The 25,986-nt window shown below is 57.5% G+C and carries 33 protein-coding genes and 1 tRNA gene; 23 read left to right on the top strand and 11 right to left on the bottom strand.

Going from position 1 to position 25,986, the window contains the following annotated elements; translation table 11 throughout:
* Window positions 1–27: 27 nt before the first annotated feature.
* Entirely contained in the window at window positions 28–1,116 is a 1,089-nt protein-coding gene (locus tag M1B34_RS27975; RefSeq protein WP_123330847.1) for an asparaginase, read from the bottom strand.
* A 349-nt stretch (window positions 1,117–1,465) separates the two neighbouring features.
* On the opposite strand from M1B34_RS27975, the gene M1B34_RS27980 reads away from it, so the two are divergent.
* The 8 genes from M1B34_RS27980 (at window position 1,466) to M1B34_RS28015 (ending at window position 9,139) form a co-directional block, all read left to right on the top strand.
* On the top strand, window positions 1,466–1,897 hold the full coding sequence (locus tag M1B34_RS27980) for a hypothetical protein (protein WP_123330849.1): 432 nt from the start codon (window positions 1,466–1,468) through the stop codon (window positions 1,895–1,897).
* A gap of 267 nt (window positions 1,898–2,164) precedes the next feature.
* Window positions 2,165–3,121, top strand: coding sequence for a sugar ABC transporter substrate-binding protein (locus tag M1B34_RS27985; RefSeq protein WP_268266825.1), 957 nt, complete (start codon window positions 2,165–2,167; stop codon window positions 3,119–3,121).
* Between the two features lie 58 nt (window positions 3,122–3,179).
* Window positions 3,180–4,733 carry a sugar ABC transporter ATP-binding protein gene (locus M1B34_RS27990; protein WP_268266826.1) on the top strand — a complete coding sequence of 518 codons (1,554 nt, stop codon included), beginning with the start codon at window positions 3,180–3,182 and terminating at the stop codon, window positions 4,731–4,733.
* Window positions 4,730–5,707, top strand: a complete 978-nt coding sequence (locus M1B34_RS27995; RefSeq protein WP_268261881.1) for an ABC transporter permease — start codon at window positions 4,730–4,732, stop codon at window positions 5,705–5,707. The genes M1B34_RS27990 and M1B34_RS27995 overlap by 4 nt, the downstream gene beginning before the upstream one ends.
* Window positions 5,708–5,710: 3 nt before the next feature.
* On the top strand, window positions 5,711–6,730 hold the full coding sequence (locus tag M1B34_RS28000) for a LacI family DNA-binding transcriptional regulator (protein WP_123330858.1): 1,020 nt from the start codon (window positions 5,711–5,713) through the stop codon (window positions 6,728–6,730).
* Between the two features lie 23 nt (window positions 6,731–6,753).
* Window positions 6,754–7,671 (top strand): ribokinase, encoded by a 918-nt coding sequence (gene rbsK / locus M1B34_RS28005; RefSeq protein ID WP_268266827.1) that lies wholly within the window; start codon window positions 6,754–6,756, stop codon window positions 7,669–7,671.
* On the top strand, window positions 7,668–8,072 hold the full coding sequence (gene rbsD / locus M1B34_RS28010) for a D-ribose pyranase (protein WP_123330862.1): 405 nt from the start codon (window positions 7,668–7,670) through the stop codon (window positions 8,070–8,072). Before rbsK ends, rbsD begins: the two co-directional genes overlap by 4 nt.
* Before the next feature lie 38 nt (window positions 8,073–8,110).
* Window positions 8,111–9,139: a nucleoside hydrolase gene (locus M1B34_RS28015; protein WP_268266828.1), complete on the top strand. Its 1,029-nt coding sequence runs from the start codon at window positions 8,111–8,113 to the stop codon at window positions 9,137–9,139.
* A 28-nt stretch (window positions 9,140–9,167) separates the two neighbouring features.
* Here the strand turns inward: M1B34_RS28015 and M1B34_RS28020 are convergent, their stop codons facing one another.
* Window positions 9,168–9,380 carry a hypothetical protein gene (locus tag M1B34_RS28020; RefSeq protein WP_268266829.1) on the bottom strand — a complete coding sequence of 71 codons (213 nt, stop codon included), beginning with the start codon at window positions 9,378–9,380 and terminating at the stop codon, window positions 9,168–9,170.
* A gap of 164 nt (window positions 9,381–9,544) precedes the next feature.
* Here M1B34_RS28020 and M1B34_RS28025 point away from each other — a divergent pair, with 164 nt between their 5' ends.
* On the top strand, window positions 9,545–9,850 hold the full coding sequence (locus M1B34_RS28025; protein ID WP_123330868.1) for a hypothetical protein: 306 nt from the start codon (window positions 9,545–9,547) through the stop codon (window positions 9,848–9,850).
* 162 nt (window positions 9,851–10,012) lie between these two features.
* On the top strand, window positions 10,013–10,324 hold the full coding sequence (locus M1B34_RS28030; RefSeq protein ID WP_123330870.1) for an I78 family peptidase inhibitor: 312 nt from the start codon (window positions 10,013–10,015) through the stop codon (window positions 10,322–10,324).
* Between the two features lie 72 nt (window positions 10,325–10,396).
* Here M1B34_RS28030 and M1B34_RS28035 read toward each other — a convergent pair whose 3' ends face one another.
* Both M1B34_RS28035 and M1B34_RS28040 read right to left on the bottom strand, forming a co-directional pair.
* Window positions 10,397–10,609 carry a cold-shock protein gene (locus M1B34_RS28035; RefSeq protein ID WP_003179963.1) on the bottom strand — a complete coding sequence of 71 codons (213 nt, stop codon included), beginning with the start codon at window positions 10,607–10,609 and terminating at the stop codon, window positions 10,397–10,399.
* A gap of 292 nt (window positions 10,610–10,901) precedes the next feature.
* Window positions 10,902–11,201, bottom strand: coding sequence for a hypothetical protein (locus tag M1B34_RS28040; protein ID WP_268266830.1), 300 nt, complete (start codon window positions 11,199–11,201; stop codon window positions 10,902–10,904).
* 390 nt (window positions 11,202–11,591) lie between these two features.
* Between M1B34_RS28040 and thrS the strand changes: the two genes are divergently transcribed.
* The 9 genes from thrS (at window position 11,592) to M1B34_RS28085 (ending at window position 19,048) form a co-directional block, all read left to right on the top strand.
* The gene (gene thrS, locus M1B34_RS28045) at window positions 11,592–13,514 is read left to right on the top strand and encodes a threonine--tRNA ligase (RefSeq protein WP_123330874.1); all 1,923 of its coding nucleotides are present in this window, start codon (window positions 11,592–11,594) and stop codon (window positions 13,512–13,514) included.
* Complete coding sequence (gene infC, locus M1B34_RS28050; RefSeq protein WP_185039287.1) at window positions 13,514–14,065, top strand: translation initiation factor IF-3; 552 nt, start codon at window positions 13,514–13,516, stop codon at window positions 14,063–14,065. Before thrS ends, infC begins: the two co-directional genes overlap by 1 nt.
* Window positions 14,066–14,125: 60 nt before the next feature.
* Complete coding sequence (gene rpmI / locus M1B34_RS28055; protein WP_002553160.1) at window positions 14,126–14,320, top strand: 50S ribosomal protein L35; 195 nt, start codon at window positions 14,126–14,128, stop codon at window positions 14,318–14,320.
* 30 nt (window positions 14,321–14,350) lie between these two features.
* Window positions 14,351–14,707 (top strand): 50S ribosomal protein L20, encoded by a 357-nt coding sequence (rplT, locus tag M1B34_RS28060; protein ID WP_007905879.1) that lies wholly within the window; start codon window positions 14,351–14,353, stop codon window positions 14,705–14,707.
* Window positions 14,708–14,817: 110 nt separating this feature from the next.
* Window positions 14,818–15,834: a phenylalanine--tRNA ligase subunit alpha gene (gene pheS, locus M1B34_RS28065; RefSeq protein WP_123330878.1), complete on the top strand. Its 1,017-nt coding sequence runs from the start codon at window positions 14,818–14,820 to the stop codon at window positions 15,832–15,834.
* Between the two features lie 26 nt (window positions 15,835–15,860).
* Window positions 15,861–18,239, top strand: a complete 2,379-nt coding sequence (gene pheT, locus M1B34_RS28070) for a phenylalanine--tRNA ligase subunit beta (RefSeq protein ID WP_268266831.1) — start codon at window positions 15,861–15,863, stop codon at window positions 18,237–18,239.
* A 3-nt stretch (window positions 18,240–18,242) separates the two neighbouring features.
* Window positions 18,243–18,545: an integration host factor subunit alpha gene (ihfA, locus tag M1B34_RS28075; protein ID WP_002553164.1), complete on the top strand. Its 303-nt coding sequence runs from the start codon at window positions 18,243–18,245 to the stop codon at window positions 18,543–18,545.
* Window positions 18,526–18,882 (top strand): MerR family transcriptional regulator, encoded by a 357-nt coding sequence (locus tag M1B34_RS28080; RefSeq protein WP_007920509.1) that lies wholly within the window; start codon window positions 18,526–18,528, stop codon window positions 18,880–18,882. The genes ihfA and M1B34_RS28080 overlap by 20 nt, the downstream gene beginning before the upstream one ends.
* Window positions 18,883–18,971: 89 nt before the next feature.
* A tRNA-Pro gene (locus tag M1B34_RS28085) sits at window positions 18,972–19,048 on the top strand.
* An 89-nt stretch (window positions 19,049–19,137) separates the two neighbouring features.
* Here the strand turns inward: M1B34_RS28085 and M1B34_RS28090 are convergent.
* From M1B34_RS28090 to M1B34_RS28105, 4 genes are all read right to left on the bottom strand, one after another.
* A complete protein-coding gene (locus M1B34_RS28090; RefSeq protein WP_268266867.1) occupies window positions 19,138–20,250 on the bottom strand; it encodes a tyrosine-type recombinase/integrase in 1,113 nt (370 codons plus the stop codon).
* Complete coding sequence (locus M1B34_RS28095; RefSeq protein WP_268266832.1) at window positions 20,250–20,462, bottom strand: hypothetical protein; 213 nt, start codon at window positions 20,460–20,462, stop codon at window positions 20,250–20,252. Before M1B34_RS28095 ends, M1B34_RS28090 begins: the two co-directional genes overlap by 1 nt.
* Before the next feature lie 62 nt (window positions 20,463–20,524).
* Window positions 20,525–21,652: a DNA-methyltransferase gene (locus tag M1B34_RS28100; RefSeq protein WP_268266833.1), complete on the bottom strand. Its 1,128-nt coding sequence runs from the start codon at window positions 21,650–21,652 to the stop codon at window positions 20,525–20,527.
* Window positions 21,653–21,701: 49 nt separating this feature from the next.
* Window positions 21,702–22,091: a hypothetical protein gene (locus M1B34_RS28105; RefSeq protein ID WP_268266834.1), complete on the bottom strand. Its 390-nt coding sequence runs from the start codon at window positions 22,089–22,091 to the stop codon at window positions 21,702–21,704.
* A 72-nt stretch (window positions 22,092–22,163) separates the two neighbouring features.
* On the opposite strand from M1B34_RS28105, the gene M1B34_RS28110 reads away from it, so the two are divergent.
* Both M1B34_RS28110 and M1B34_RS28115 read left to right on the top strand, forming a co-directional pair.
* Window positions 22,164–22,835: a hypothetical protein gene (locus tag M1B34_RS28110; RefSeq protein ID WP_268266835.1), complete on the top strand. Its 672-nt coding sequence runs from the start codon at window positions 22,164–22,166 to the stop codon at window positions 22,833–22,835.
* Between the two features lie 111 nt (window positions 22,836–22,946).
* Complete coding sequence (locus tag M1B34_RS28115) at window positions 22,947–23,144, top strand: hypothetical protein (protein ID WP_268266836.1); 198 nt, start codon at window positions 22,947–22,949, stop codon at window positions 23,142–23,144.
* A gap of 197 nt (window positions 23,145–23,341) precedes the next feature.
* Here M1B34_RS28115 and M1B34_RS28120 read toward each other — a convergent pair whose 3' ends face one another.
* A complete protein-coding gene (locus tag M1B34_RS28120) occupies window positions 23,342–23,779 on the bottom strand; it encodes a hypothetical protein (RefSeq protein WP_268266837.1) in 438 nt (145 codons plus the stop codon).
* 96 nt (window positions 23,780–23,875) lie between these two features.
* On the opposite strand from M1B34_RS28120, the gene M1B34_RS28125 reads away from it, so the two are divergent.
* Window positions 23,876–24,580 (top strand): helix-turn-helix domain-containing protein, encoded by a 705-nt coding sequence (locus M1B34_RS28125; protein ID WP_268266838.1) that lies wholly within the window; start codon window positions 23,876–23,878, stop codon window positions 24,578–24,580.
* A 10-nt stretch (window positions 24,581–24,590) separates the two neighbouring features.
* On the opposite strand, the gene M1B34_RS28130 is transcribed toward M1B34_RS28125, so the two are convergent.
* On the bottom strand, window positions 24,591–24,983 hold the full coding sequence (locus tag M1B34_RS28130) for a hypothetical protein (protein ID WP_268266839.1): 393 nt from the start codon (window positions 24,981–24,983) through the stop codon (window positions 24,591–24,593).
* A gap of 108 nt (window positions 24,984–25,091) precedes the next feature.
* Here M1B34_RS28130 and M1B34_RS28135 point away from each other — a divergent pair, with 108 nt between their 5' ends.
* Window positions 25,092–25,304, top strand: coding sequence for a hypothetical protein (locus tag M1B34_RS28135; protein WP_268266840.1), 213 nt, complete (start codon window positions 25,092–25,094; stop codon window positions 25,302–25,304).
* A 37-nt stretch (window positions 25,305–25,341) separates the two neighbouring features.
* Here M1B34_RS28135 and M1B34_RS28140 read toward each other — a convergent pair whose 3' ends face one another.
* Window positions 25,342–25,917 carry a hypothetical protein gene (locus tag M1B34_RS28140; RefSeq protein ID WP_268266841.1) on the bottom strand — a complete coding sequence of 192 codons (576 nt, stop codon included), beginning with the start codon at window positions 25,915–25,917 and terminating at the stop codon, window positions 25,342–25,344.
* Between the last annotated feature and the right edge of the window lie 69 nt (window positions 25,918–25,986).

Consider the following 25,986-nt stretch of genomic DNA (forward strand, 5'->3'; position numbering starts at 1 on the left):
CCGACCTGAGCGGCCGGGCGAGGTGGATCAGTATTCCCAGAAGATGCGCTGCAATTCTTTGCTGTCCTGAGTCTTGGTCAGGGCGACCATGGCCAGGATGCGGGCTTTCTGTGGGTTCAGGTCGTGGGCAACGACCCAGTCGTATTTGTCGTCAGGCTGTTCTGCGTTGCGCAGGACGAAACCGCCGGCATTCACGTGGGAGGAGCGAATGATCTGCACGCCATTTTTGCGCAGCTCTTGCAGGGCTGGAACGACGCGCGAAGACACCGAACCGTTGCCAGTGCCGGCGTGGATGATGGCTTTGGCGCCAGACTGGGCCAAGGCCTTGTAGGCGGTGTCGCTGACGTTGCCGTAGCCGTAGGCGATTTCTACGTCAGGCAGGCTCTTGATGGTCTTGATATCGAATTCCGAATCCTGGGTGTGGCGCTTGGCTGGCAGGCGGAACCAGTAGGATTTGCCTTCCACGACCATGCCCATTGGGCCCCAGGCGCTTTTGAACGCTTCAGTTTTGATGTTGACCATTTTGCTCACGTCGCGACCCGACTGGATCTCGTCGTTCATGGTAACCAGCACGCCTTTGCCCCGTGCTTCTTTGCTACCGGCCACAGCCACGGCGTTGTACAGGTTGAGCATGCCGTCGGCGGACATGGCGGTGCCTGGACGCATGGAGCCGACCACGATGATTGGCTTGTCGGTTTTTTCCACCAGGTTCAGGAAGTAGGCGGTTTCTTCCAGGGTGTCGGTGCCGTGGGTGATGACGATGCCATCAACGTCTTTGCTGTCGGCCAGTTCGGCGACACGACGGCCCAGTTGCAGCAGGTTGTCGTTGGTGATGCTTTCGGAGGCGATCTGCATCACTTGTTCGCCACGCACATTGGCCAGTTGGCTCAATTCGGGGATGCCGGCGATCAGTTGCTCGATACCGACTTTGGCGGCTTGGTAAGTGGCGCTGTTGGCCGAGCTGGCGCCCGCGCCTGCAATGGTGCCGCCGGTGGCGAGTACCACGACATTGGAGAGTTTCTGTTTGTTTTCGACTTCTTTTGCGTGCAGTGCGGTTGGCAGGAGCAGCAGGAGGGCCAAAGCGCCCGGAACCAAAGTGTTGAAGGCAGATTTCATTATTTTTCTCTCTAGTGGTGAGACGGTGCTGATGCAGGTTCATCTAGAAACACCCCGCGGCAGATCTGAACGCGGTGGGGCCAGACGGATGAGCAGGATCTGTACCAGTCCTGCCTCGATCTGAAATAACTTTTAAGTTATTGATTTATATGTATTTATTTTGTTTTCTGAAAGGCGCTGGGTGTTTCTGTGTCCGGGTTTCCGAATATTTCAGAATCCTTTGTTCGGCAATCCGAAGGTGTTTGCCGGACATGCTGCGCAGTGGAGCGGGAGGGTGGAGACGAAGTGAGTTAAAGAAAGTCCTGCCGTGGCCGATGCCCGTTTAGGATCTTTTTTCTTAGGAGTTCACATGTCCCTTTCTGTTGGTTTTCCGCCCTCAGGTGCGATCACTCTCAGTGCCAAATTGCCCTTGTCTCTAGAGGCGCAGGATGAGGCGTCAACGCAAGGGGTGGATGAAGACGGCAAGTTGAAGGTGAGCATCAGCTCTCTGAGCCAGGACACGAAGACTGAAGACACTGAGCGCTCCGACCTGAGTGCTGCTGCGCAGATCCTGCTCAAGCGGATGAAGGAGCTGCAAGAACAGCTCAAGCAACTCCGGGAGCAACTGGCCGCTGCCCAGGCCGCGGATTACCCGACCCCGGAAGCCAAGACCACGGTGGTGATGGCGATCCAGGGCCAGATCGCCGATGTCAGTAGCGTCCTGCAAGAGGTGGTGGCCAACCTGGTCAAAGAACTCAGCAAGGATTCGACCTCCGGCGGGCTGATCAGCACCTCCGTCTGAGTCGCCCCCAGGCTGGAAAGGCGCGCACCGCCAGGGCGCGCTAGGCCTATGCGCTTTTGCAGCCCTGCAGAGCGCTTTTCTCTCGTTGACAAATCCCCGACAGGTTCGCATAGTCCGCTCTACGCAAACGTTTGCTACTCCTGGAAACCTTCAAGTCTGAGGCGTTCTTCCAGTTTGGCTTCGGTTCAGGCTAGTTGTCCGTCATCAGTGCCCAAGTCTGTTTTGCGCAAGCGTTGCTCACAATAATCATAAGATCGGAGTGAACCCATGAAGCTGCCATTCGCTGGACGTCTTCTTGCTGTCGCTGTGCTTGCCGCGGCATCCGCTGCGCTGCCTCTCTCTTCGGCTTACGCCGAAACCACTGAAAAACCCAAGGTCGCCCTGGTCATGAAGTCCCTGGCCAACGAATTCTTCCTGACCATGGAAGACGGCGCCAAGGCGTATCAGAAAGCCCATTCCGCCGATTTCGACCTGGTGTCCAATGGCATCAAGGACGAGACCGATACCGCCAACCAGATTCGTATTGTCGAGCAGATGATCGTGTCCAAGGTCAACGCGCTGGTCATTGCCCCGGCCGACTCCAAGGCCATGGTGCCGGTGATCAAGAAAGCCGTGGATGCCGGTATCACCGTGATCAACATCGACAATCAGCTGGACCCGGCGGTCCTCAAGAGCAAGAACATCAGCGTGCCATTCGTAGGCCCGGATAACCGCAAGGGTGCGCGCCTGGTGGGCGAGTACCTGGCCAAGCAGCTCAAGGCCGGTGACGAAGTCGGCATCATTGAAGGGGTTTCCACCACCACCAACGCCCAACAGCGCACCGCAGGCTTCAAGGATGCGATGGAAGCGGCGCAGATCAAGGTGGTGTCCCTGCAGTCCGGCGATTGGGAGATCAACGCCGGCAACCGTGTCGCCGCGGCGATGCTGAGCGAATACCCGAACCTCAAGGCCTTGCTGGCCGGCAACGACAGCATGGCGGTGGGCGCGGTATCGGCGGTACGAGCTGCGGGTAAGGCGGGCAAGGTGCAGGTGGTGGGTTACGACAACATCAACGCCATCAAGCCGATGCTCAACGACGGCCGGGTATTGGCCACCGCTGACCAGTTTGCTGCCAAGCAGGCGGTGTTCGGTATCGAGACCGCCCTGAAAATGCTCAAGGGCGAGAAAATCGACGGTGGCGCCAATGGCGTGATCGAAACTCCGGTTGAGCTGGTGACCAAGTAGTCGTCCAGGCGGCGCAACGGCGTCCGTCCCTCAGGGGCGGGCGCATGGAGAGTTTCTTATGGCAGTTTCTGCTGCGAACCCTGTCCTTTCGGTCAGCGGTATCGGCAAGACCTATGCACAACCTGTACTCACTGGCATCGACCTGACCTTGATGCGCGGTGAAGTGCTGGCCTTGACCGGCGAAAACGGTGCCGGCAAAAGCACCCTGTCCAAGATCATCGGCGGCCTGGTCACACCCACCACCGGGCAGATGCAGTTCAACGGCCAGGATTACCGACCCGGCAGCCGGACCCAGGCCGAAGAGGCCGGCATCCGCATGGTCATGCAGGAACTCAATCTGTTGCCGACCCTGTCGGTGGCCGAAAACCTGTTTCTCGACAACCTGCCCAGTCGCGCTGGCTGGATCAGCCGCAAGCAACTGCGCGAGGCGGCGATCGAGGCCATGGCCCAGGTGGGGCTGGATGCCATCGACCCAGACACCCTGGTCGGCGAGTTGGGTATCGGCCACCAACAGATGGTGGAAATCGCCCGCAACCTGATCGGCGATTGCCACGTGCTGATTCTCGATGAACCCACGGCCATGCTGACCTCGCGTGAAGTGGAAATGCTTTTCGAACAGATCACTCGCTTGCAGGCCCGGGGCGTATCGATCATTTACATCTCTCATCGGCTCGAAGAGCTGGCCCGGGTTGCCCAGCGCATTGCGGTATTGCGCGACGGTTGCCTGGTCTGTGTCGAGCCGATGGCCAATTACAACAGTGAGCAACTGGTCAACCTGATGGTTGGGCGCGAGCTGGGCGAGCACATCGACTTGGGCCGGCGGCAGATCGGTGCGCCGGCGCTGACGGTCACCGGGCTGAGCCGTTCGGATAAGGTTCGTGACGTTTCGTTCGAGGTGCGCAGCGGGGAAATCTTCGGGATTTCCGGGCTGATCGGTGCAGGCCGTACGGAGTTGCTGCGCCTGATCTTCGGCGCTGATACCGCCGACAGCGGCACCTTGGCCCTGGGGTCGCCGGCTCAAGTCGTGAGCATTCGCTCGCCAGCCGATGCGGTGGCTCATGGCATTGCCTTGATCACCGAGGACCGCAAGGGCGAGGGCTTGCTGCTGAGCCAATCCATCAGCGCCAATATTGCCTTGGGCAATATGCCGGCCATCTCCCGCGCGGGGCTGGTCGATGCTGGGAACGAAGCACGGCTGGCCCAGCGTCAGATCGATGCAATGCACATCCGCAGTTCCGGTCCGGGGCAGTTGGTGTCCGAGTTGTCGGGCGGCAACCAGCAGAAAGTGGTGATCGGTCGCTGGCTGGAGCGTGATTGCTCGGTGCTGCTGTTCGACGAACCCACCCGCGGCATCGACGTGGGGGCCAAGTTCGATATCTACGCCTTGCTGGGCGAACTGACCCGCCAGGGCAAGGCCTTGGTGGTGGTCTCCAGTGACCTGCGGGAACTGATGCTGATCTGCGATCGCATCGGCGTACTGTCCGCCGGGCGCCTGATTGACACGTTCGAGCGTGACAGCTGGACCCAGGACGAACTGCTTGCCGCGGCTTTTGCCGGCTACCAAAAACGTGATGCGCTGCTCAATGAAGCGGCGCCTAGGAACGCACCATGAAAACTCCACCTGCAAGCGCCAAGCGCGGCGGCAATTACTACGGCCTGGGGACTTACCTGGGGCTGGCCGGCGCCTTGCTGGCCATGATCATTCTGTTCTCCAGCCTGAGCAGTCATTTTCTGTCCTATGACACCTTCAGCACCCTGGCCAACCAGATTCCCGACTTGATGGTGTTGGCGGTGGGCATGACGTTCGTCCTGATCATCGGCGGGATCGACCTGTCCGTGGGCTCGGTACTGGCTCTGGCAGCGTCGACGGTCAGCGTGGCGATTCTCGGCTGGGGCTGGGGCGTATTGCCGGCTGCACTGCTGGGCATGGGCTGCGCTGCGCTGGCGGGCACCATCACCGGTTCGATTACCGTGGCCTGGCGTATTCCGTCGTTTATCGTGTCGCTGGGGGTGCTGGAGATGGCCCGGGGCGTGGCCTATCAAATGACCGGCTCGCGCACGGCGTACATTGGCGATGCGTTTGCCTGGTTGTCCAATCCCATCGCCTTTGGCATTTCGCCATCGTTTATCATTGCGCTGCTGATTATCTTCATCGCCCAGGCTGTGCTGACCCGAACCGTGTTCGGTCGCTACCTGATCGGTATCGGTACCAACGAAGAAGCGGTGCGCCTGGCGGGGATCAACCCCAAACCCTACAAGATCCTGGTCTTCAGTCTGATGGGTTTGTTGGCGGGCATTGCTGCACTGTTTCAGATTTCTCGCCTGGAAGCGGCAGATCCGAATGCGGGCTCCGGCCTGGAGTTGCAGGTCATCGCTGCGGTGGTGATTGGTGGCACCAGCCTGATGGGGGGCCGTGGTTCGGTGATCAGCACCTTCTTTGGCGTCTTGATTATCTCTGTACTGGCTGCCGGCCTTGCACAAATCGGCGCGAGCGAACCGACCAAGCGCATCATTACCGGCGCGGTCATCGTGATTGCCGTGGTGCTCGACACCTATCGCAGCCAGCGCGCAAATCGGCGGGTTTGATTCATGGCAACAATCAAGGATGTGGCGGCGCTGGCGGGGATTTCCTACACCACGGTTTCTCACGTGGTGAACAAGAGCCGGCCGGTCAGTGAGCCGGTGCGGCTCAAGGTCGAGGAGGCCATCAAGCGCCTCGACTACGTGCCCAGTGCGGTGGCCCGCTCACTGAAGGCCAAGACCACGGCGACCATCGGCTTGCTGGTGCCCAATAGCCTCAACCCGTACTTTGCCGAGCTGGCCCGGGGCATCGAGGATTATTGCGAGCGCAACGGCTACTGCGTGATTCTGTGCAATTCCGACGATAACCCGGACAAGCAGCGCAGCTACTTGCGGGTGTTGCTGGAGAAGCGCATCGACGGCCTGATCGTGACCTCGGCCGGTGGCGACGGCGGGTTGGCCGAGGGCTTGGCCGGGGTGCGCACGCCGATGGTGATCGTCGACCGTGGACTGGAAGGTGTTGACGCCGACCTGGTGCGTATCGATCACGAGTACGGCGCCTACCTGGCGACCCGGCATTTGCTGGAGTTGGGACATCGAGACATCGCCTGCATTGGCGGCCCTGTCTACACCAGCGTGGCGCAGATGCGCCTGGCCGGATTCTGCCGTGCCCTGGAAGAGGCGGGGATCGAAGTGCCCGCCGAACGCATTATCGAAAGCGATTTCACCAGCCCCGGTGGCTACAGCGCAGCCGCGCAGTTGCTGGAGCGACAGGCGCCGAGTGCGATCTTTGCCAGCAACGACATGATGGGCATCGGTGTGCTGCGTGCGGCGGCTGAGCGCAACATTCGTGTGCCCAGCGAGCTGTCGGTGATCGGCTTCGATGACATCCAGATGAGCCGTTATGTGTACCCGGCACTGACCACGGTCGGCCAGTCGATCCTGCAACTGGGGGAGATCGCGGCAGAGTTGCTGTTGCGCCGGATCGCCAGCCCGAGCTTGCCGACTGAGCAACGTATTGTGACGCCGAATATTGTCTTGCGAGAGTCGACGGCACCGCTTGCGGGTGCCTTTGCCGAATACCGCTGAACCGAACTGATGAGTATCGATGTATGCCAGCAAAAGTAGTGATCGTGGGCAGCCTCAACATGGACCTGGTGACTCGGGCCGAACGCCTGCCCCGGGGCGGTGAGACCCTGATCGGCAAGTCATTTGCCACTGTGCCCGGTGGCAAGGGCGCCAACCAGGCCGTGGCGGCTGCCCGCCTGGGCGCTGAGGTGGCGATGGTCGGCTGCGTCGGCGATGACGCCTATGGCGAACAGTTGCGTGGAGCCTTGCTGGTCGAGGGGATTGATTGCCGGGCGGTTCGTGCCGTCGAGGGCTCCAGCGGCGTGGCGCTGATCGTGGTGGATGACAGCAGCCAGAACGCCATTGTGATTGTGGCGGGTGGCAACGGTCAGATCAGCCCTGAAGTGGTTGCCCAGGCCGACAGCGTGCTGCAGGACGCGGACGTGGTCATCTGTCAGTTGGAAGTGCCGATGGCGACTGTGGGTCATACCCTCAAGCGCAGTCGTGAGTTGGGCAAGACAGTGATCCTCAATCCAGCCCCCGCCAGCGGCCCGCTGCCGGCCGAGTGGTACGCGGCCATTGATTACCTGATCCCCAATGAAAGCGAAGCCTCGGCGCTTAGCGGTGTGGCGGTGGATTCCCTGGCGAGTGCCGAGGTCGCCGCCGGGCATTTGCTGGCGGCCGGGGCGGGCAAGGTGATCATCACGTTGGGCGCTCAAGGCTCGCTGTTTGCCAATGGCCAGGGTTTTGAGCATTTCCCCGCACCCAAGGTCAAGGCACTCGATACCACAGCAGCGGGGGACACCTTTGTCGGCGGTTTTGCGGCGGCCCTGGCTGCTGGTAAAAGCGAGGCCGAGGCCATTCGCTTTGGCCAAGTGGCTGCTGCACTGTCGGTGACCCGTGCCGGGGCGCAACCCTCCATTCCTACGTTGTCTGACGTGCAGGCCTTTTCCCCATCATGAAAAAAACACCTTTGCTCAATGTCGCCTTGTCGCGGCTGATCGCTTCGCTGGGGCACGGTGACATCGTGGTGATCGGCGATGCCGGCCTGCCGATACCACCGGGCGTCGAGTTGATTGACTTGGCGCTGACCCAGGGCGTGCCTGATTTTATTGGGACCCTGACAGTGGTGCTCAGCGAAATGCAGGTCGAAAGCCATGTGCTGGCGCGCGAGCTCCTGGACAAACAGTCACCGGCCCTTGCAGCCCTGGATGGGCTTAACGCCAGCGGCGAGTTAGGGCAGCGTGAGTGGCTGGGGCATGAGGCGCTTAAAGTCCTCAGTCGCCAGGCGCGGGCCGTGGTCCGTACCGGCGAATGCCAGCCTTATTGCAATATCGCCCTGATTGCGGGAGTGACGTTCTAGCTCTCCAGCCTTTCTTTCCCACGCACAAGGAGTGCGCCATGCGACGCTATGCTCAGCTATTTCAACACTGGACTCGGAGCCTGCTGCTTTTGACTCTGCTCACTGCTACCGGCGCCCAGGCGGCGGAAAAGATTGACCTGATCATCGACACTGACCCGGGCGCCGACGACGTCGTCGCCTTGCTGTTTGCCCTGGCATCGCCGGAAGAGTTGCACGTCCGTGCCCTGACCACGGTGGCGGGTAACGTGCGGCTGGACAAGACGTCGCGCAACGCGCGGTTGGCGCGAGAGTGGGCAGGGCGTGAGGAGGTGCCTGTGTATGCCGGTGCGCCCAAGCCGCTCTTGCGCACGCCAATCTACGCCGAGAACATCCATGGCAAGGAAGGGATTTCCGGTGTGACCGTGCATGAGCCCAGGGCTGCACTGGCCCAGGGCAATGCGGTCAACTACTTGATCGACACGCTGCGCGAAGCCAAGCCCCATAGCATCACCATCGCCATGCTCGGGCCGCAAACCAACCTGGCCCTGGCGCTGATCCAGGCGCCGGAGATCACTCAAGGCATCAAAGAAGTGGTGGTCATGGGGGGCGCGCATTTCAACGGGGGCAACATTACGCCGGTGGCGGAGTTTAATCTGTTTGCCGATCCGCAGGCCGCTGAGGTGGTGCTCAACAGTGGCGTCAAGCTCACCTACCTGCCGCTGGATGTGACCCATAAAGTGCTCACCAGCGAGACGCGGCTGCAGAAAATTGCCGCGCTGAAGAACAACGCCAGCAAGGTCGTGGGCGATATTCTCAATGAGTACGTCAAGGGCGATATGGAACACTACGGGATCCCGGGCGGCCCGGTGCATGACGCCACAGTGATCGCTTACCTGCTCAAGCCTGAGCTGTTCAGCGGCCGTCAGGCCAATATGGTCATCGACAGTCGCGAGGGGCCGACCTTCGGCCAGACCATCGTCGACTGGTATGACGGCTTGAAGCAGGAAAAGAACGTATTTTGGGTTGAAAATGGCGATGCCCAAGGCTTCTTCGATTTGCTGACCGAGCGCCTGGCCCGCCTCAAATGAGCCTGGCCCGCGCAGGCGACTGCGCGGGTTACTCTCTTTCCGTGTCTTGTGTGCCCGGGTAGTCGGCGGGGTACTTTTCAAATACCTGGGTAATAAAGGCCTGGGCTGCTTGCGTGCCCAATTCCTTGACCAGCAGGTCTATACCGATGATTGCCAGCTCCTCGGGGCTCCCGGGGCTGTAGGAGCAATGGCCCTGTGGCCATTTGGCTTTGATGTCGGCGTCGATACTCACGGTGGCCATGACGGTCTCACGAATTCAAATAAAGGCGGTTGCCAGGATAGGGGCAGGGCGAAGGGCTGCCGAGCGCAGAGTTAAACACCTTGCGGGCCTTTTAGCACTCCGACTTAGGCATGGGGGAGGGGCTGTGCGACACTTGCGCTTTGCCTGTTTTAAAGGAAACCCCTGTGCAGATTGATTTGAACAACCCTGAGGCCTTGACCCTTGAGTCGGTGCGTCAGCTTCTGGCGTCAGCCAGCGACAATGTGCACGCCCAACTGCGCGTCACCAAGGGCGGCATTGCCTATATCTCATCCGGCGTGGTCGGGGGCGTTGATATTGACGGCCTGCTGTTTCGATTGGAGACCTGGGCGGCCGGTTCTGGCTATGTCGGGTTGGTCGCGGCCAGCGATGAAGTCTGGGTCATGCAGATTTTCAATGCATTGAAACAGAATTGGCCCAAGCCCGCTTTTGACTACATCGACATCTATTGAGGCCTGTTCATATTCAGTCACGATTGCCGGGTGAACGCCTGCGCTGCTCTGAGGCAGACTTGCCTACTGCGTGACGATAGGGCAAAAGGCCATTTCGTTTTTGCAACCAAACGCGCAGCGCGCTGTCGCACGAACTCTGCTTATTTTTAGAAAGGAGGCTTCATGCCTTGGAAGCTCGCATCATTCGGAACCTTGTTGGCGGCGGTCGTGCTCGCAGGTTGCAGCACCTCAGGGGCAGCCAAAGACCCTGTGGCCACTGAGCCCGTATACACCCGCTGTGAAGCGAAGGGCGCTGAATTTTCTATCGGCAAGACCGCATCTCCGGAGTTGCTTGAGCAGGCCCGTACCCGTGCTGGGGCGCAGAATGCACGAATCCTCAAGCCCAACGACATGATCACGTTGGAGTACCGCTCCGATCGCCTGAACCTCAATACCGATGCCAACCTGGTGATCACCCGCGTCAACTGCGGTTGATGACTTGAGGTTTTTGTCGCGCCCATAAAAAACCCCGTCACATGGACGGGGTTTTTTTAGCTCGCGTAGATTTTACTCTGGGCGAACTTGTGCAGCTTGCATACCCTTTTGGCCTTTCTCAGCCACGAAGGAAACGGTTTGGCCTTCTTTCAGGCTTTTGAAACCGTCGCTTTCAATAGCTTTGAAGTGTACGAACAGGTCGTCACCGCCACCTTGAGGAGTGATGAAGCCGAAGCCTTTTTCATCGTTGAACCATTTTACGGTGCCGGTTTGGCGATTAGACATGGTGTATCTCCAAGAAACATATATTTTCAGTAGTGCTGTGTTGCTCAGGCCAACTGGGCACACCGAGCTATCATAGTCGAAATGTTCGACTTGGGAGCCCCCTCTCAGTGCTGTTTGCCCAGTGGTTGAACTCATTTTGCTGATCGGATCCGCTGGAAGCCCCGATTTAAGGGACTTTGGCGGAAAATAATCGGCGATAAAAAAACCGTAAAAGCTGCATTTATTGTGAGGGAAGTCAGTATTTCAGCTGATTTTCAGCCCTCAAAACAGCAAGAATCCGAGTGTCGCCGGGTTACTTGACGACTCGGCAAGCGGCAATCGCATCCAGCGCTTTGGTTCTGAGTTCCGCGCTCGGTTGTTTCTGCTTGCTCATCAATTCCGAGATTTGCTCAGTGGTGAATTTTTCGTTGAGCTTTTCCGCGCCACAAGCGCAGTGCTTCTCGGCGCTCTTGGCATCCACGCTCTGGCTGGCAGCTGCGGTGCAGTCCTTCATATAGTCAGCACGTGCCCCGGCGGGCCAGGCAGCGTTTGCGCTGAGGGGCAGCAACAGGGCAAATGGGGCGACGGCGGCAAAAAGTTTGATAAGACGCATGACTCGAGCTCTCCTGAAGTCGATAGCAAGGACGGCAATTCTCCGTTTATTTGAGGCCCTGCGTATATCGCAAGTTCACTTTCCTGGTGAAAACACCTGGCGCCGGGTTTCCGTATTCCCGGCGCAGCGATGACCGTTCATCTGTGCTAGCATGCCGCCCCTTGGGTGTTTTCAGGCTTTGGGTGTACTTCAATTCCCCTCGCAGTTTATGCCTCATGATTCTTTTTGATGTGAACCCCAGTCACTCTGGTTCGGTTTCCCGGTTGGCCGCAAGGCTCCTGCCGCTGTAAGGCAGGCGTTGATCACTCAATGGCCTGGACTGAATCGCGTACTGGCTCATCCCAACCCACGTGACCTTTGGTAGGGGTCACCACTAGGAGAGGAGGCGCCATGCCAACTATTACTCTTCCCGACGGCAGTCAGCGTTCATTCGATCACCCGGTATCCGTAGCCGAGGTCGCCGCGTCCATCGGCGCCGGCTTGGCCAAGGCCACTGTGGCCGGCAAGGTCAATGGTAAGCTGGTCGATGCCTGCGACTTGATCGACAGCGACGCGTCCTTGCAAATCATTACGCCAAAGGATGAAGAGGGGCTGGAGATCATTCGCCACTCTTGCGCTCACTTGGTTGGCCATGCGGTCAAGCAGCTGTACCCGACGGCCAAGATGGTTATCGGTCCAGTGATCGATGAAGGCTTCTATTACGATATCGCCTATGAGCGTCCTTTCACTCCGGACGACATGGCCGCCATCGAACAGCGCATGCAGCAGCTGATCGAAAAAGATTACGACGTCATCAAGAAAGTCACTCCGCGTGCGGAAGTGATCGACGTGTTCACGGCTCGCGGCGAAGACTACAAGCTGCGTCTGGTCGAGGACATGCCGAACGAACAGGCCATGGGCCTGTACTACCACGAAGAATACGTCGACATGTGCCGTGGCCCGCACGTGCCGAACACGCGTTTCCTCAAGTCGTTCAAGTTGACCAAGCTGTCCGGCGCCTACTGGCGTGGTGATGCTAAAAACGAGCAGTTGCAGCGCGTTTATGGCACCGCTTGGGCGGACAAGAAGCAATTGGCGGCGTACATCCAGCGCATCGAAGAGGCGGAAAAACGCGACCATCGCAAGATTGGCAAGCGTCTTGGCCTGTTCCATACCCAGGAAGAAGCACCGGGTATGGTGTTCTGGCACCCGAATGGCTGGACCCTGTACCAAGTACTTGAGCAGTACATGCGCAAGATCCAGCGCGATAACGGCTACCTGGAGATCAAGACTCCGCAGGTGGTCGATCGCAGCCTGTGGGAGAAATCCGGGCACTGGGCCAACTACGCCGACAACATGTTCACCACTGAGTCGGAAAGCCGCGACTACGCAATCAAGCCGATGAACTGCCCGTGCCACGTGCAGGTGTTCAACCAGGGGCTCAAGAGCTACCGCGAGCTGCCAATGCGCCTGGCTGAGTTTGGTGCCTGCCACCGTAACGAGCCGTCGGGTGCTCTGCACGGCATCATGCGTGTGCGTGCGTTCACCCAGGACGATGCCCACATCTTCTGTACTGAAGAGCAGATGCAGGCTGAGTCCGCCGCTTTCATCAAGCTGACCATGGATGTCTATGCCGACTTCGGCTTCAAAGACATCGAGATGAAGCTTTCCACTCGTCCTGAAAAGCGCGTGGGTTCCGACGAGCTGTGGGATCGTGCTGAAACGGCACTGGCTGCCGCACTCGACAGCGCCGGCCTGCCTTATGATCTGCAGCCAGGCGAGGGGGCCTTCTATGGTCCGAAAATCGAATTCTCGCTGAAAGATTGCCTGGGTCGTGTCTGGCAGTGTGGTACCTTGCAGCTCGATTTCAACTTGCCGATCCGTCTGGGCGCCGAATACGTGTCCGAAGACAACAGTCGCAAGCACCCAGTGATGCTGCACCGGGCGATCCTCGGTTCCTTCGAGCGTTTCGTCGGTATTTTGATCGAGCACTACGAGGGTGCATTCCCTGCGTGGCTGGCTCCGACCCAGGCAGTGGTGATGAATATCACTGATAAACAGGCAGATTTTGCCCTTGAGGTCGAAAAAACTCTCAATCAAAGCGGATTTCGTGCCAAGTCCGACTTGAGAAATGAAAAGATCGGCTTTAAAATCCGCGAGCATACTTTGCTCAAGGTTCCCTATCTCTTGGTTATTGGAGATCGGGAAGTCGAGATGCAGACTGTCGCTGTGCGTACCCGTGAAGGTGCTGACCTGGGCTCGATGCCCGTCGCCCAGTTCTCGGAGTTCCTTGCACAAGCGGTTTCCCGGCGTGGTCGCCCAGATTCGGAGTAATTATTATTAAGCGTGAAATGAGACAAGATAAACGAGCTGCACCGAAAGCCCCGATCAACGAGAATATCTCGGCACGCGAGGTTCGGTTAATTGGCGCTGACGGCGAGCAGGTTGGCATCGTCTCGATTGATGAAGCGCTTCGTATAGCTGAAGAAGCCAAGCTGGATTTGGTGGAAATTTCCGCCGACGCAGTACCGCCAGTTTGCCGTGTGATGGATTACGGCAAGTCGATCTTCGAGAAGAAGAAGCAGATCGCGGCTGCGAAAAAGAACCAGAAGCAGATTCAGGTTAAAGAAATCAAGTTTCGTCCAGGGACGGAGGAAGGGGATTACCAGGTAAAACTACGCAACCTGGTACGTTTCCTGAGTGACGGGGACAGGGCCAAGGTATCCTTGCGATTCCGCGGCCGTGAGATGGCCCACCAGGAGCTGGGGATGGAACTCCTCAAGCGGGTTGAAGCTGACCTGCAAGAGTACGGTTCGGTCGAACAGCATCCTAAGATGGAAGGACGCCAGCTGATTATGGTCATCGCCCCGAAAAAGAAGAAGTAATCAACAGGGCACGGCAGGCCTTGCGATTATGTTTATCAACTGAATGCGGAGTATCCGAACATGCCAAAGATGAAAACTAAAAGTGGTGCTGCTAAGCGGTTTCTGAAAACTGCTAACGGTATCAAGCACAAGCACGCTTTCAAGAGCCACATCCTGACCAAAATGTCGACCAAGCGTAAGCGTCAACTGCGCGGTAGCAGCTTGCTGCATCCGTCTGACGTGGCAAAAGTCGAGCGCATGCTGCGCCTTCGTTAATTTTTGGATCAAGAATAGAGGAAGTAACTCATGGCTCGTGTAAAGCGTGGCGTCATTGCCCGTAAGCGTCACAAAAAAATTCTGAAACTTGCTAAAGGCTACTACGGTGCACGTTCGCGCGTATTCCGTGTTGCCAAGCAAGCGGTAATCAAGGCAGGCCAATACGCCTACCGTGACCGTCGTCAGAAAAAACGTCAGTTCCGCGCTCTGTGGATCGCTCGTATCAACGCTGGTGCTCGTATCAACGGTCTGTCCTACAGCCGTTTCATCGCCGGCCTGAAAAAAGCGTCCATCGAGATCGACCGTAAGGTTCTGGCTGATCTGGCAGTGAACGAAAAAGCGGCGTTTGCTGCGATTGTCGAGAAAGCTAAAGCCACCTTGGCTTAAGTACCCCCGACAGTCCATCCGGGCTCACCTCTGTGGGCTCTGGTGTTAAACGTCTTAAATAGGGGAAGAGCCTTCAAGCTCTTCCCCTATTTTGTATCTGGAGTCTGTACATGGAAAACCTGGATGCGCTGGTCTCTCAAGCACTAGAGGCTGTGCAAAGCGCTGAAGATATCAATGCCCTGGAGCAAATCCGGGTTCACTACCTTGGCAAAAAGGGCGAATTGACTCAGGTGATGAAGACCCTGGGGAATTTGCCGGCAGAGGAGCGCCCACAAGTCGGTGCCCTGATCAACGTTGCCAAGGAGCGTGTCACAGAGGTTCTCAATGCGCGCAAGGCGTTGTTTGAAGAGGCTGAACTGGCCGCCAAACTGTCTGCCGAATCCATTGACGTAACCCTGCCGGGCCGTGGTCAGACCTCGGGTGGTCTGCATCCGGTTACCCGTACTCTGGAACGTATCGAACAGTTCTTCACTCACATCGGCTACGGCATCGCCGAAGGCCCTGAGGTCGAAGACGACTATCACAACTTCGAGGCGCTCAACATCCCAGGCCACCACCCGGCCCGGTCGATGCATGACACCTTCTATTTCAATGCAAACATGTTGTTGCGCACTCATACCTCGCCGGTACAGGTCCGCACCATGGAATCGAAGAAGCCGCCGATCCGCATCGTCTGCCCAGGCCGTGTGTACCGTAGCGACTCCGATATCACTCACTCGCCGATGTTCCACCAGGTCGAAGGCCTGCTGGTCGACCGCGACATCAATTTCGCCGACCTGAAAGGCACCATCGAAGAGTTCCTGCGGGTGTTCTTCGAGAAAGAACTGGCCGTGCGTTTCCGTCCTTCCTACTTCCCGTTTACCGAGCCGTCCGCTGAAGTCGATATGGAATGCGTGATGTGCAGCGGTAAAGGCTGCCGTGTCTGCAAGCAGACCGGCTGGCTGGAAGTCATGGGCTGCGGCATGGTTCATCCGAACGTATTGCGCATGTCCGGCATCGACCCGGAAGAGTTCTCGGGCTTTGCCTTCGGCATGGGCGTTGAGCGTCTGGCCATGCTGCGTTACGGCGTGAACGACTTGCGTCTGTTCTTCGACAACGACTTGCGGTTCCTCGCGCAATTTCGCTAGTCGTAACGAATTTTTAGGAGAGCAGGATGAAATTCAGTGAACAATGGCTGCGTGGTTGGGTTAGCCCGCAGGTAAGTCGCGACGAGCTGGTTGCTCGTCTGTCGATGGCCGGTCTTGAGGTCGATAGCGTTACGCCGGCCGCCGGTATTTTCAGTGGCGTTGTGGTGGGCGAGGTGCTGAGCACCGAGCAGCATCCGGATGCCGACAAGCTTCGTGTGTGCCAGGTCAGCAATGGTGCAGAAACCTTTCAGGTCGTTTGCGGTGCGCCTAACGTGCGTCCGGGCCTGAAGATCCCATTCGCAATGATTGGCGCCGAGCTGCCAGGCGACTTCAAAATCAAGAAGGCCAAACTTCGTGGTGTTGAGTCCAACGGCATGCTGTGTTCTCAGGCCGAGTTGCAGGTAGGTGAAGGCAACGACGGTCTGATGGAGCTGCCGGCTGATGCGCCGGTAGGCAAGGACTTTCGTGAATACCTGGAGTTGGACGACGCGAGCATTGAGGTTGATCTGACCCCTAACCGCGGTGACTGCCTGTCGTTGGCCGGTTTGGCGCGAGAAGTCGGCGCCTTGTACGCCGCACAGGTCACCCGCCCGGTAGTGGCCGCTGTTGTGGCTGCACACGACGAAGTGCGCCCGGTTGAAGTACTGGCGCCGGCTGCCTGTCCGCGTTATCTGGGTCGAGTGATCCGCAACGTCGACCTGAGCAAGCCAACCCCGCTGTGGATGGTGGAGCGTCTGCGTCGGGCTGACGTACGCAGCATTGATGCGGCGGTGGATATCACCAACTACGTCATGTTGGAGCTGGGTCAGCCTCTGCACGCTTTCGACCTTGCCGAAATCAACGGTGGCATCCGTGTACGCATGGCGGAAGAAGGCGAGAAGCTCGTTCTGCTTGATGGTCAGGAAGTGACCCTGCGTAGCGATACCTTGGTGATTGCCGACCATTCCCGCGCGCTGGCCATTGCCGGTGTCATGGGGGGCGAGCACAGCGGTGTGACCGCCACCACGCGCGACATATTCCTTGAAAGTGCGTTCTTCGATCAGATTGCTGTTGCCGGCAAAGCGCGCTCCTATGGGCTGCATACCGATGCCTCGCACCGTTATGAGCGCGGAGTGGATTGGCAGCTCGCCCGTGAAGCCATGGAGCGTGCCACTGGCCTGCTGCTGGACATCACTGGCGGGGAAGCCGGTCCGATTATTGAGGCGGTGAGTGAGCAACATCTGCCGTCCATCGCACCGATCACTCTGCGCGCCGAGCGCGTGACTCAGATGCTGGGTCTGGAAATCGAAAGCGCGGAAATCGAGCGGCTGCTCAGTGCCCTGGGCCTGGCGGTTACTGTGGATGGGGCAGGGCAATGGCGTGTTGAAGTGCCAAGCCATCGCTTCGATATCAGTCTCGAAGTCGACCTGATCGAAGAGCTGGCTCGTCTCTACGGCTACAACCGCTTGCCGGTTCGTTACCCGCAAGCACGCTTGGCTCCACAGGCCAAAGCTGAAGCCCGTAGCGATCTGCCGGTGCTGCGCCGTCTGCTGGTGGCTCGCGGTTACCAGGAAGCGATTACCTACAGCTTCATCGATCCTAAGCAATTCGAATTGTTCAGCCCGGGCGTCGAGCCGCTGCTACTGGCCAACCCGATTTCCAATGACATGGCTGCCATGCGTTCGTCGTTGTGGCCAGGCCTGGTCAAGGCACTGCAGCACAACCTCAATCGCCAGCAGGATCGTGTCCGCCTGTTCGAAAGCGGCCTGCGTTTTGTCGGCCAATTGGAAGGCCTGAAGCAAGAGCCGATGCTGGCCGGTGTCGTTTGCGGTAGCCGCTTGCCTGAAGGCTGGGCTCAAGGTCGCGACGCGGTGGATTTCTTTGACGTCAAGGCTGATGTGGAAGCAGTGCTGGGCTTTGCCGGTGCACTGGACTCCTTCACCTTCTCGCCAGGTAAACACCCGGCGCTGCACCCAGGACAAACTGCGCGCATCGAGCGTGAAGGCCGTTTGGTTGGTTTCGTCGGCGCGATTCACCCTGAACTGTCGAAAACCCTCGGTCTTGATCGCCCGGTGTTTGTATTCGAACTGGTTCTGGCTGAAGTCGCCCTGGGCAAAATGCCGAAGTTCCACGAACTGTCGCGCTTCCCAGAAGTACGCCGCGACCTGGCCCTGTTGGCCGATCGTGACGTTGCAGCCAGCGCCGTGCTTGACGTGATTCGTGAAAACGCCGGTGAGTGGCTGACCGACCTCAGGCTATTTGACGTGTATCAGGGTAAAGGTATTGATCCACATAGAAAAAGCCTTGCAGTTGGCTTGACCTGGCAGCATCCATCGCGCACTCTTAATGACGATGAGGTGAACTCCACTACGCAAAATATCCTCACCTCGCTCGAACAAAGGTTGAACGCCACGTTAAGGAAGTGACGTATGGGGGCTCTGACGAAAGCTGAAATGGCCGAACGTCTCTACGAAGAGCTGGGCCTGAACAAACGTGAGGCCAAGGAATTGGTCGAACTTTTTTTTGAAGAAATCAGGCATGCTCTCGAAGATAACGAACAGGTCAAATTGTCCGGTTTCGGTAACTTCGACCTTCGGGATAAGCGTCAGCGGCCTGGCCGCAACCCGAAAACGGGAGAAGAAATCCCGATCACGGCTCGCCGTGTGGTCACCTTTCGTCCAGGGCAGAAGTTGAAGGCCCGAGTTGAGGCTTATGCTGGAACCAAGTCATAACGACGAGCTGCCGGTTATTCCAGGCAAACGCTACTTCACCATTGGTGAAGTCAGCGAGCTCTGTGCGGTAAAACCGCATGTGCTGCGTTATTGGGAGCAGGAGTTTCCTCAACTCAACCCTGTGAAGCGCCGCGGAAATCGCCGGTATTATCAGCGCCAAGATGTGCTGATGATCCGGCAGATCCGCGCGCTGCTTTATGATCAGGGGTTCACCATCGGTGGCGCACGGTTGCGTCTCTCCGGTGATGAGGCCAAGGACGATACTACCCAGTACAAACAACTGATCCGTCAGATGATCTCCGAATTGGAGGACGTACTGGTGGTGCTGAAGAAGTGATGAAAGGTATTTAAATACTTCCACATTTCAAAAGCTTGCGGTATATTCCTCAGCGCTTCGTAAGGAGCGATACAAGTTTCACGCCTAGTCGGGGCGTAGCGCAGTCCGGTAGCGCACTAGCATGGGGTGCTAGGGGTCGAGTGTTCGAATCACTCCGTCCCGACCATATTTTCTGAGTAAAATCAGACACTTAAGCCGATCAGCTAGATCGGCTTTTTTGTGCCTGCGCAAAACCCGCACAATACTGGCGCAAAACTACCCGGTTATTTCGCTGATATTTAGGTCCGGAATCGCTTCGGACCAAATGATTTCCTCGTGGTCCCGTTGGTAGTTTTTGGTCATTCCCTCGCTCGCATGCCCCGCTATTTTCTGCCCATCCTTTCCGGCTTTCTTGTACAGGTGGAGTGACAGCGCTCGCACTTCGTGGAAGCCCGGCATCTCTTCCTCCTTCCATCCTGCGTAGCATCCAGCCGCCTCCCTGGCTTCCTTGAATGCTCTCGTCAAATATCGCTCCTCGATCTTGGTCCAGTGGTCCTTGGTCTGCGCCTGTTTTTGCTTGAGGCGTTCCGGCTTCCGATGTACCAGGTACGGTGAAACGATGTTGTCTCGGCATCTAGCGATCACTTCCTGCAGCTCGTCTGTCACCCGAAAGCGAATCCATGCTGCGTCACTAGACTTGGCCGTCTTCTTTTGTACGACGTACAGGAAGCCCTCCCTAACGCCATCGAAGCGCATGTCGAGGATATCGGTGCGCCTTTGAGCCGTGATCAGCGCGAGATCAATAGCGTTTCGAAGCCAGGCCGGCGACTTTTCACGGATGGCCTTCAGGCCTTCGACGGTATGCCGCTTACACTGTTTCTTCTCGATGCGATTGATCGTGCTCGCTGCCGGGTTGTCCGGGCAAAGTCCCTTGGCCGCGGCGTGGTTGAAGATATCGGTCAGCAAGGCGCGACACTGGTTCGCCGTGCGCGGGGTGAGCGCGTCCAGCATATCCGCGACCATACGGATTGAAATCTGGTCGACGGCCTTGCCCTCGAATTGTTTTCGGAAGCGTCGGAAATGCACCGCGTACAAGCTGAGGGTGCCTTTTGCCAGCTCCCGCGGCGGCAGAACCTGTTGCTCGTAAGTGTCGAGGAACGAGGCGAACGACTCAGATGATGCGGACATGACGGCGCCAACCAGGTCAGCGCCGCGCATGAACTCCAGATTCAACTGCTTGGCGGTATCGATCGCCTTAATGCGGTCGGCCCCGAACTGGAACCACTTGCCATCGGTAGGCCGCCGGTAGCGATATGTCGAGCGCCGCGAGTCGAAATACAGGTTCTGCGGAAGGCTCTTGTTCGCCTTGTTGCGCGGCCGAGGGACCATCATGCAGCTCCTTTCAATACCATTGCGACCAGTTCGTTGCCGGCGGACTTGCTGAAGGCGGTCCAGTCAACGTACCAGAGCTTGCCGATTTGCTCGCCAGGGATGTAGCCGTTGCGAATGTGGTTGCGGATTGCCTGAGGGCACTGGGGGGTTCCGTTTTCTCCCCAGCGGCGCCGCTGAAATTCGCTGATTTTTATCAGTTCTCGTCTCATTGATATGCCTCTATCCCGCCCGCCATTGCCGGCAGGCTGTTCAGGTTTTTGAGTGGGGTGTTTCAGATGGTGCTGATTGTCGCCGGCGTTGCGCCGTGGGCTTGTTTTGAATAGGCGCAGTCATGGAACACGTCCATCTGGGCGGCACCATCAAGCCATGCTGCTTCGATCCTTTGTTCAGCCATAGAGGCATACTCAGGGTTGAGTTCGCACAGGATCGATTTTCGACCCTCTTGCATAGCCACGACTGCGGTGGTGCCCGCTCCACCAAATGGGTCGAGCACGATACCGCCCCGGGGCGCGCCTGCCAGGATGCATGGGCGAATTAGATCAGGTGGGAAGGTGGCGAAGTGGGCGCCCTTGAAACCTTGCGTCGGCACCGTCCAAACACTGCGTTTGTTACGAGTATCCAAGGGCCAGGCACTTTCCTCTCGACCAGGCCGGTGTGTTCCCAGTGACTGCCCAGGGATAGGCTGTTCACGCTTTGAATCATCACGCTTGAAACTGTCCCGCTTGCCGCGCACTGCTTTCATTGGGCCGTTTGACTTTCCGGGCACTCGATCACTGCCGCGCTGTTGCTCGAGATCCTGAGACATTCGGGTGATCGTACTAGGCGCAACAGGCTCCTTGATCGCATCCTGGTCATAGTAATAGCGTGGTGACTTGCTCAACAGAAACAGGTACTCGTGCGACTTTGTGCACCGATCCCTGGTGGATTCAGGCATGGGGTTTGGCTTATGCCAAATGATGTCCTGGCGCAGGTACCAGCCATCATCCTGAAGGGCGAAGGCGAGACGCCAGGGGATGCCCATCAAGTCCTTCTGTTTGAGTCCTGTCGGTGGCGCCTTTCTCTTGCCACGCAATACCGCTCCGCGTGTAGCCTGAGAAACCATGTCGTGCTTGCCTGCTGAACCACCAGGTGCGTAGCCGCCTGCGATTGATGCGTAGGTGTCACCCATGTTTACCCAGGCGGTGCCGTCGTCGCGCAGTACTCGGCGTACTTCGCGGAACACCTCGACCAGTCGAGCGATGAATTCAGCCGGCGTTTCCTCCAGGCCGATCTGTCCAGCCACACCGTAATCCCTCAGTCCGAAGTAAGGCGGGCTGGTCACACACATCTGAACTGATTTATCCGGCAGGGTGCGCATCATGTCGATGCAGTCCCCAACTAGCACCTGGTGCTGTTTCATGGCCTTGGCCCCGTGTAGATGAAGACGTAGGCGAACCAGAGGGTGGCGATCATGAGCGCCTCCCAATTTCAGCAGCTGCCTCGACAATTGCGCGGCGCGTTGCACCGAAAGGATCGGCGTGGTGATACATGGTGTGCTCACCAAAGCGCTCAGCACCCACGTAGGTGTAAGGTCCGGTGTCGCCGTCGAACGGCTCGACGATGTGGATTGCGACACCCAGGCGCTCCATGCGCCCCATGACCACCGCCAAGCGCAGCGCATCCCCGTCGTTGATGAGCGGGTTCCAGTGGCCACGGATGCCGGACTTGCCAGCCAGCCGGAAAGGCCACTTTGGATCGCTGCAGGTGCACGGTTCGATATCGATGCGGGCGGAGTGCGCGGCCTGAATGAGTAGGTTGCGGTCAACTGCAGCCAAGTCGTGTTTGTTTTCTTCGGGCATGACTTCGTCCTTGCCGCTATAGCGGCTGACTTTGAGGGGGAAGGGGGGGGGCTAGCGTTTTGATTAATTTGAATGCGGGCGCTGCGCTCAGGCAAAGTGCCTGCACTGAATTGGAGCTTTGATATGCAATGGAATAGGCTTGTTGAGCGAACCGTGTGGGCGCTGTGGCTCTTGATTTTCGGAGGGGCAGCGCTTTGGGTTTTTGTTGGGTCTATCGGGTATTTCACCAAAACTGGATGGCTGCCAAAAGATGTAGCGGCGTGGGTCCAGGCGGTTGGTGCTATTGCTTCGATATGGGCTGCATTTCTGATCGGAAACAGACAGATTCGTGAGCAGAATCGAATCAGAAGAGAAGAACAGAGGGCTCGTTTATTGGCCTTTTATTCGGTTGTAAGAAATGCCGCTCAAAACTCATTAGCATTTGAGTCGCTTTTGACCTCGGATAACTCCCTGGCGGCAGTTCAAGAAAACTGGCAATTAATGTTTTCTCAGATGTTCAAGGTTTCACAGCGCGCTTTGAGCCAGTTGCCGTCACATGAACTGGGGAACTACGACCTAGTGGAAAGCTTTCACTCTATTGCAGGAAGCATCGACACCCTAGTTGCTGCGGTGGATAGCTCCTTATTCAGCACGGCATTTCAGCAGCAGGAATTCATTTTTTTGCGCCAAAACGCACTTATCCATTGCAGAGTTTGCAGGTTGGGCTGGGAGAGATTTGAGCAGGCTTGCAGGGAGCAAAATTAGTTAGGAAGGTACTAACTGAATGTTCACTAATTGGTTCTCGCCAACTGGCGTGATTCGTTGATATGGGGTATTACGGGTGACCGGCATGGAGCCGGATCAAGGAGAGAACAGATGTCTAATCAAGCGCAAATCGACGCAATTGAGCAACTGCTATTGGCCTTCCTAAAATCCAGACAGTTTAAAGTGGATACGGAGTTGGCTTTCGAAAAAGCCAGCTCGGCGCTCATGGGAAGCGACGGCCCGCCCGGCACTATCGAAAAGACACAGGCTGTTAATTACCTGGCCCATCTAAAGCTGCAACTCAAGTAAGTAGCCTTGTGCCGCCACATCCGCTGTATGCGGCACATCTATGGTTTCAGCCACTATTCCGTGACTTGTTACACTGGTCGCATACGGCGTCGAGGTCGAGCGCCTGCATGGGGCGCCCGTGGATCTTGGTCTTGCGGCGAAGGCCGGGAAGTTGAGGTCTGGCAGGTCGGTCATGGGGCCGCTGAGGTAGATACGCTTCATGCGGCCTCCTTTTGCTCTGCCGGTTTGCGGATTAATCCCAGGCGAACGCCTTCATCGCGGACAATCAAAATGTCATCGCCATAGCCCCATGGATTCTCGAAGCCGTTATCCATAGTTGGCTGAAAGTACCCGTAGCGCATCGTCGAGCCGTTGAGGACGAATGCACCGATAGATCCTGCCAGGCTCTTGAGTGTGCCGCCGTGCGAGAAGCCATCCCACTGATCTTCCTTCGCAACGTTGATGCGGGCGCCGGTGCAGTCATCGAACAGCCAGACGATGTTGCGGCGGGCGTTGAGAGTGAGATACGCGTCGTGGCCTGCGCCTTTGTTTCGGAAGAAGAACCGCCCGCAATCGGCAATCACCTGGATGAACTCATTGGCGGCGATGATCCGATCCAAGCGCTGCTGGCCGATGGTTTTGTTTTCTGTAGGCATGGGGAGTCCTTGCCGGGCCATGCCCGGGCGGTGGAGTTAAAAGTAGTTTTGGGGTATTACAGTAGGCAGGCATGATGCCGATAAGGGAGCCAACCATTGGGCAGTGCAAACAAATCCAGTTACGACTTGTCAGGATTTTTTTCGGATGTAAAAGCGGTGTGGGAGTGGTTTGAGCACTTATTTGCTGCGATATGGGGTGGGCTCGGCTGGCCGCACGCTACTTTGATAATGTTTATTGTAGGCATCTGTTTCTTTAGGAGAGAGATAAAAAACATTATTCCGAGAATTAAGAGGGTAGGTGCTAGCGGCGTTGAGGTTGATCCGCAGCCGCCTCTCGCGCAGCCCGTGGCAAGGAGTGAAGTTCAACTTCAGTCTCCTCATGGACAAGATTATCCCGGTACCTTTTCGATTGCTTTAGGCCTTGTCCAAGGCGAAATCGCCAACAAAAACCCAAATGAACAAATTCAATATCTCGTAGCCACCGATGCGGGATGGCGCGTACTTTGGCTTTTCGAGAACACTTACGCTTTTATTTTTGGGGGGCAAATACAGCTGTTGCAACTGCTAAATCAGCGCGGCATAACAGGTCTACCACTTGCCGAAGCTGTACGGGAATGGGATGCCTACAAAGAGCGATTCAAGCCGAACCTTGATGAGTGGCAAATGAAGCCGTTCTTAGATTTCCTGATTGCTCGTGAGCTTATAACGCTTAACGACGACACTTTTTTTATCGCGCCAAGAGGTAGAGAGTTCCTAACTTGGATGGTGAAAAATGGCCGTTCCCCTGTCCGGCCCTGGTAAACATATTGAGTCAGGCTACCGACTGAGACTCTTGCTTCGACGGCCATGCAGAAAAGCCAACCTTTGGCGCCTTCGTCTTCGGGTTGATGATCGGCTTTCCTTTGGCGTCCACCAGCACTGCCTTGGCCCTGATCTGCATGTCGCGGCATCTCAGCGTCTTGCGTGCCAGTTCAATGAATTGCTCGGCGTACTGCGGCGCGTCGAAGAGTGGTGAGAGCTGGCGGACCGTACACCCCCCCATGATCTTCTCGGTGCGTTTGGCGACCAGCTCCAGCCATTCGGCCTCAGGGATCGGCTCGACGCCGCCGGTAGCCTTGGCGTTCTTCCTTGTGCCAGCCGTCTTCTTGCGGGCCTCGGTCTTGGCCACATCGATGGTCATTCCAAGCACTGCGAATGTGCTCATGAGTTATCTCCGTGCAGCCTCTGGCCTCGCCAGGGTGGCGTGATTGGGTGAAGTGGAGTATCTGTGTTGGGCCCGGCATGGAGCCGGCTCACAGGAAGAGAAAGACTTATGGAACTGATTGATAACCCGTACTGGCAAGCCCTCGGCGCAGTTGTCGCCGAGTTGAATGAAATGGGGGTCGATATTGACGACTTGCAGCGTCGGGTTTCAGACGGCCTAAAAAACGGAAGGGTTTACGCTTGTCACGATAAATCGCGGGCTCTCGCCGGAGTTGAGGCACTGAATGCATCGATTGCTGCGTTTCGCCTCATCGACTGCTGAGCCTTGAGTACAAAGCAGCGCAATAGGTGAGGGCGGGTCAGGGAGTGTTGCTTGTTCCGCAGTTCCGGCAGTCTTCCCTGTAGCGCTGTGCGTCGCTGATGAACCGGCCGCAGCCATCGCAATTGAACATCATCATGCGAGGCTTCTGCGGCTTGGCCAGCTTGATTCCGGTGCCGCGCAGGGCTTCTTTGATATTCACGTCGTCACGCTCAACAAGGCGCCTGGAGTGGGAATCGATGTACGGTTTTGGCCAGACGACGGCGCCGGAACTGCCGAGCTTGCCTATCCAGGTCACGGTGTGAGATCTCGACACCACCACAGCCTTGCAAAGGTCGCTTGTAAAAACGCCATCTTCGCAAAGCCAGATCAGGTTGTTGCCGTTCCAGCATTGCGGCTTCTGAATGTAGAACTCGGCCGCATCAGGATGCTGGTCAAGCGCCTCGCTCAGCGTCACGTACTGGCAGTCAACGCCGACGCGTGCCCGCGCATCGACGTAGGTCTTGGGCCACGGGATGTCTGTGTCACGGTGATCGCAGGCGCCTTCCTTGGTGAAGACTTGGGCCTTGGCCAGATCGGTGACATATCCAGAGCCACCAAAACCCCAGAACGACAACCCATCGCCGACTTAGGCGTGACTGCGGCTGTCTTGCAGGTAGAACTGATCGTCCATGGCTGATCTCCA

Origin of the sequence: Pseudomonas morbosilactucae, from assembly GCF_023241715.1 — a bacterium.
Classification (GTDB): Bacteria; Pseudomonadota; Gammaproteobacteria; order Pseudomonadales; family Pseudomonadaceae; genus Aquipseudomonas; species Aquipseudomonas morbosilactucae.